The organism is Flavobacterium sp. LC2016-23, from assembly GCF_009674775.1.
In the GTDB taxonomy this organism is placed as follows: Bacteria; Bacteroidota; Bacteroidia; order Flavobacteriales; family Flavobacteriaceae; genus Flavobacterium.
Window position 1 is genome coordinate 196,654 of record NZ_WKKE01000008.1, and the last position, 6,054, is coordinate 202,707.

At 36.8% G+C, this 6,054-nt stretch carries 6 protein-coding genes; 4 read left to right on the top strand and 2 right to left on the bottom strand.

Annotated elements, in window-relative coordinates; all coding sequences use genetic code 11:
* Window positions 1-8: 8 nt before the first annotated feature.
* From rnc to pyk, 3 genes are all read left to right on the top strand, one after another.
* Window positions 9-749 carry a ribonuclease III gene (gene rnc, locus GJU43_RS08960; RefSeq protein WP_154340426.1) on the top strand — a complete coding sequence of 247 codons (741 nt, stop codon included), beginning with the start codon at window positions 9-11 and terminating at the stop codon, window positions 747-749.
* Window positions 750-874: 125 nt separating this feature from the next.
* The gene (locus tag GJU43_RS08965; RefSeq protein WP_154340427.1) at window positions 875-1,363 is read left to right on the top strand and encodes an IPExxxVDY family protein; all 489 of its coding nucleotides are present in this window, start codon (window positions 875-877) and stop codon (window positions 1,361-1,363) included.
* Window positions 1,364-1,368: 5 nt separating this feature from the next.
* Complete coding sequence (gene pyk / locus GJU43_RS08970; protein WP_154340428.1) at window positions 1,369-2,802, top strand: pyruvate kinase; 1,434 nt, start codon at window positions 1,369-1,371, stop codon at window positions 2,800-2,802.
* 83 nt (window positions 2,803-2,885) lie between these two features.
* On the opposite strand, the gene GJU43_RS08975 is transcribed toward pyk, so the two are convergent.
* Window positions 2,886-3,746, bottom strand: a complete 861-nt coding sequence (locus GJU43_RS08975) for a CPBP family intramembrane glutamic endopeptidase (protein ID WP_154340429.1) — start codon at window positions 3,744-3,746, stop codon at window positions 2,886-2,888.
* A 78-nt stretch (window positions 3,747-3,824) separates the two neighbouring features.
* A complete protein-coding gene (locus GJU43_RS08980; RefSeq protein WP_154340430.1) occupies window positions 3,825-4,622 on the bottom strand; it encodes an AraC family transcriptional regulator in 798 nt (265 codons plus the stop codon).
* A gap of 236 nt (window positions 4,623-4,858) precedes the next feature.
* Here GJU43_RS08980 and GJU43_RS08985 point away from each other — a divergent pair.
* Window positions 4,859-6,054, top strand: a 1,196-nt coding sequence (locus GJU43_RS08985) for an aminopeptidase C (protein ID WP_154340431.1), incomplete at its 3' end; no start/stop codon positions are given.

Below are 6,054 nucleotides of genomic sequence, written 5' to 3' on the forward strand. Positions count from 1 at the left end.
TTTTGTCTATGAATATTATCAAAAAAATATTTTCAAAATCCCGTTCTCAAGAAGACGGGATTTTTTTTGACACTATTCAGAAAATACTTGGTTTTCAGCCCGCTTCAATAGATTTTTATAAGAAAGCTTTTACGCACAGGTCTTCTAATAAGCTGGATGAATCCGGGCACCCAATTAATTATGAACGTTTGGAATTTTTAGGAGATGCGATGTTAAGTGCTGTCATTGCAGCACACTTGTTTAACAAAGCCCCTAATGGAGATGAAGGGTATCTCACCAAGATGCGCTCGAAGATTGTAAGCCGTGAACACCTGAATGAACTGGGGAAAGACTTAAACTTAGTTCGCTTTGTAGAAAGCAAAGTGCCCATTCATCATTTTGGAGAAAATATCCATGGAAATATCTTTGAATCCCTTATTGGCGCTATTTATCTGGACAGAGGATATTCTTTTTGTGAAAAGTTTATTCAAAAAAGAGTCATTATACCTTACGTTGATATCGCCCGCCTTGAAGGGAAAGTGATCAGTTATAAAAGTCTGGTGATCGAATGGTGTCAGAAAGAAAAGAGAATCTTTCATTATGATATTTTTGAAGATAACGGAATTGACGGACAACGTTTGTTTGGCGTAAAATTAAGTATAGACGATAAAGTAATTGCAAGAGCAAGAGCCACTTCAAAAAAGAAGGCAGAAGAAAAAGCATCGCAAAGGGCTTATTTTGCATTTCAGGAAAAAATAGATAAGAAATAACTACATAAATAGCATGGCTTTGTTAAAGCTACAACGTTTTCGTTTATAAATTAACAAAAACAAGCTAATCTTAACTATTGATGGTCCGTTAGAAATAGTATATTTACAACTTGATTTTTCATGATATGGCAATTCATAGATTGGATTTGGACGAATTTGACGAAATTGATTATTATTTAATGGCAATTCATACTTCATTAGAAGATTACCGACTGGCCTATTTTATCAATAAAAAACTTCCGATAAAATTAAGTAAGAGCAAGAACGAGATCCACGCTCAGACTAAGGAAGGTGAAGCAAATTTTTCCAGATTTTACTATTATGATTCTGAAAAGGCCGTTTCGTGGAATCTGATTCAGAATAAAAATGAAATCATTTCTGTGAGTAAAAATGATTTCCAGAATTTGTTTTCCAATGAAACGAGTGAGGTTTCTACAACAATTCATTTACTTCCTGAATTCAAAAAAGTAGATTTTTTCCTGAAAATCGATATCAGCGATGAGGCTGTTGATTATTCAGAAATCCAACAACAGTTAAATGCAATAGAGAGTATCGCAGCTATATATGTTGTGGATACAAACAAAATAAAGTCAAAAAACAATTTAATTTTTTAAAAAAAATGCTTACAAACAAAAAAACCAAAATTGTAGCCACACTTGGACCTGCATGTGGAACTAGAGAGATTATCAAGGATATGATCGACGCAGGTGTAAATGTGTTTAGAGTTAACTTTTCGCATGCTGATTACGAAGGAGTAAAAGAAAAAATTGGAATTATCAGAAGCCTGAACGAAGAATTTGGTTACACTACTGCGATCCTTGGAGATTTGCAGGGACCAAAACTTAGAGTTGGGGTAATGGAAGAAGGAACCGTAGTAAATGATGGTGACATTATTACTTTTACTACTGCTGAAGATGTAATCGGAACCGCTTCAAAAGTATTCATGAAATATCAGAATTTCCCAAATGATGTGAACCCGGGTGAGCGTATTTTGCTTGATGACGGTAAACTGATTTTTGAAATTATTTCAACAGATAAAAAAACAGAAGTTGTTGCCAAAGTAATTCAGGGTGGAGAATTAAAATCCAAAAAAGGGGTTAATCTTCCAAACACTAAAATTTCTTTACCGGCATTAACTGAAAAAGATATTGCAGATGCTATTTTTGCTATCGAGCAAAAAGTAGACTGGATTGCACTTTCATTCGTAAAAACACCTCGTGACTTACAGGATTTACAGGAATTGATTGCGAAACATTCAGATGTTAAAATTCCAATTGTTGCTAAAATTGAAATGCCGGAAGCTCTTGAGAACATGGATAAAATTGTAGCCTATTGTGACGCCTTAATGGTCGCCCGTGGAGATTTAGGAGTTGAACTTCCTGCACACGAAGTACCATTGGTACAAAAAGATTTGATCAGAAGAGCAAAAACAGCAAGAATCCCGGTTATTGTTGCGACTCAGATGATGGAAACCATGATTACAAGTTTAACACCAACAAGAGCAGAAGTAAATGACGTTGCCAACTCGGTAATGGATGGTGCTGATGCCGTAATGTTGTCAGGAGAAACTGCTACAGGAAATTATCCGGTACAGGTAATTCAGAAAATGACTCAGATTTGTGAAGCAGTTGAAAACTCTCCGCTTATCAATGTCCCTCAAAATACGCCACAAATCAAAACAAAACGTTTTATTACTAAAACAGTTTGTCACCAGGCTGCTTTATTGGCGAATGAAATTAATGCAAAAGCAATTTGTACGTTAACAAACAGTGGGTATACCGCTTTCCAGATTTCTGCGTGGAGACCTTCTTCAGCGCACATTTTGGTATTTACTTCAAACAGAAGAATCTTAACACAATTGAATTTATTATGGGGAGTAAAATCATACTTCTATGATAAAGACGAGAGTACAGATGATACCGTAACTGACGTTAACAGAATAGCAGTTGAAAAAGGATACGCTGTAAAAGGAGATTACTTAATCAACCTTGCGGCAATGCCAATTAAAGATAAAGGAATGGTAAATACGATGAGAGTTTCTGAAATAGAATAGTCCTCTCGTTTTACGATAACAACCTATCAAAAAAGGGTTTATGAAAATTTCATAAACCCTTTTTTATTGGTGATTGGTGTAGTTTATTTTTTCCAGTAAGGCGCCATGATTTTATTTTCTTTATGGCTTAGCGCCAATAAGACTATTGCTGCGATAAGACAAAACAAGGTGGCCTGAATACTGCCTTCCGGCCCAAATTCTCCTCCGGTTAACAGGATTGATCCCTGTATTTTGCTTTCCAGTAAACTTTTAGTTTTTTCGTTTCCGGAAGTGATCGCGCCAAAAATACCCGATTGGGTAAAATTCCACGCAAAATGCAGCGCAATCGGAAACCATAAATTTCGGCTATAAACAAAAGCGGCACCCAATAAGAATCCGGCAAACGTGATACACAATCCCGAAAGCAAAGTGCTGTTTGGATTGGCCATGTGCAGTGCTCCAAATAAAACAGCCGAAATACTGAGGGCAATATAAGTCCCCAGTTTTTCCTCAATAATCCTGAACACAATACCGCGAACCAATATTTCTTCAATAATGGCAATTGTAAAAGCCACCGTAAGCGGAATCAGAATAAACGAAACCGGATTTACGGCAACTACATTAAATCCTCCGCTGATATAAATCACCAGAATCGTTAAGGCCTGAAGTCCAAAACCGATTAAAGTTCCTATAATCAGATTTTGAGCCAGTCTTTTTGACGATAATTCGGTTACGGCTCTTTTTTCATAATAGGTAAAGAAAAGAATATAACTCGTAACGGCTAAGGCCGAAACAAAAATTCCTTTAAAAAGATTTCTGAAGTCTTTATCCAGGGCAGTCATGCCAAGTAATTTGGCGGCAATTTGCTGTCCGATAATAACGAAAGCCATAAAGGTAAGTAAGGCCAGAATGATTTTGGTAACGGGAAAATTAAATATTTTTTGTTTGGCAGTAAGCGTTTCCATCTGAGTTTGATTTAATGATTAACATAAGACAAATGTAGACTGCATTAAAACCAAAAAATAGAACGAAATTTGCCTCCCTTATAATTTTTGAAATTGTTTCGGAAGAAATCCGGTCTGGTTTTTAAACGTCCGGATAAAATGGCTCTGATCGGCAAAGCCGCATTGAAAACTAATTTCGGTCAGATTGTTTTCTTTCGAATCGATCAGCGAAAGCGAACGGTTTATTTTAATCCGGCGCATGTATTCGCCAAGCGTACAGCCAAAATATTTGGGGAAATGTTTTGAAATGGTAATGGGATTTAGATTTAAAACCTGTGCCAGATCCTGCAGATTTGGATTTTCGTTCCAGCAATCGTTGAGCAATTCCTTTAGGCTTTTGACCCAAAACGGACTTTTTTCGAATTGGTCCAAATGGGCGTTCGGGTTCGACAATTGCGCAAACAGCATGTTGATCGTATCGCCCGAAAAAGTATCGGCCACCAGCGATTCCTTAAAAATCTTAAGAATTAAAAATTTAGTAAGCGTGGTATTCCGCACCGATTTTTCGATAATGGCTTCGTTGATCTGAAGTTCTCTGAGTAGGTTTTCTTCAATTTCGAGATTAATGTTTTTAGAAGGGAAAAGCGTATTATGGTTCAGGTGCAATTCATCGCTATGGTAAAACAACAGCGAGCCGGGACCAACATCAAGACTGGAATTTTTTCGTTTTTCCGAAGTGCCTCCTCTCAGGAAAAGCGTAATGTGCGCGTTGTTGTGCGAGTGCCAGCCTTCAAAAACTTTCTGCTGATACTCGGTTTCTACAACTGCAATTCCCTGACTGTTGTTGTAAATGTTTTTGGTATTGCCTAAGTATTTCTCTTTTTCGAGTTCGTACATTATTGTTGGGAATTACAGCAACCAAATTACCACTATTTTAGAAACAATAAGACGTTATTTTTTCCCGATTCTAAAAACGTTGATTGGTTTTACATATTTTGTACTATTTTACTCCTTAATAAAAAGATTATGAAAAAATTAACCGCAGAAGGGCAATAAATTACATAAAATTTAATTGTTTTGTAACAAATTAGAAACATCACAGACTAATTTATTCAAACCTTAAACATTAATTTATGAATACATTTTCATTCAAATCGTTACTTGCCGCTTCGGTATTTTTTGTTGGAGCAACCACTTGTTTTGCACAGGACGTTTTGGTAAACTCCTTAAAACTAAATGCGAGTGATAAAAGTAAAGAGAACTTTAAATTCACAGAACAAATCAATTTAGGAACCACCTCTGTAAAAACACAAGGGTCGTCAGGAACCTGCTGGAGTTATTCTACTAACTCTTTTTTAGAGTCAGAAATGATTCGTTTAGGAAAACAGCCGGTTGAATTGTCTCAGATTTATTCGGCAAGAAATGTTTATGTTGAAAAAGGAATCAATTATGTTCGTATGCACGGAGCAGTTACTTTGGGTGACGGTGGTGCCTTGCACGATGTAATTAATATGTACAGAAAATACGGAACCGTTCCGAGAGAAGTCTACACGGGATTAAACTACGGAACCGATAAAAATAAATTTGGAGAAATGGCGGCACTTATCGAAGGTGTTTTGGCCGCTGTGGTAAAAAATCCAAACGGAGAATTAACACCCAACTGGCAAAAAGCGTATGCAGCGGTTATTGATTCGTATTTAGGAAAAGTGCCGGATAATTTTACATACAAAGGAAAAAATTACACGCCACAATCTTTTGCGAAAGAAGTAGTAGGAATCAATCCGGATGATTATATCGAAATGTCATCGTTTACAACAGCGCCGTATTACCAAAAAACAACCATGATGGTGCCGGACAACTGGTCTTTTGATCAGGTGTACAATGTAAAAGTAAACGACATGACAGACGTTATCGACAATGCTTTGAAAAAAGGATACACCGTAGCCTGGGCAACTGACGTAAGTGAAAAAAGCTTTAGCTGGAAAAATGGTGTGGCGTATGTGCCGACCAAAAAATTCGATGATATGACTGCCGAAGAAAAAGCAGACATGTTTAACGGACCAAAACCGGAACCGGAAATCACACCTGAAATGCGTCAGGCTGCGTTTGACAATTACACCACTACAGACGATCACGGAATGCACATTATTGGTCTTGCCAAAGATCAGACCGGAAGAGAATATTACATCGTAAAAAATTCCTGGGGAGAAACAAACGACTATAAAGGGTTCTTGTTTGTAACCAAAAATTTCGTAAAATACAAAACAACTGCTCTATTAGTAAACAAAGGCGGAGTTCCTGCTGAGATTGCTAAGAAATTAGGAGTGTA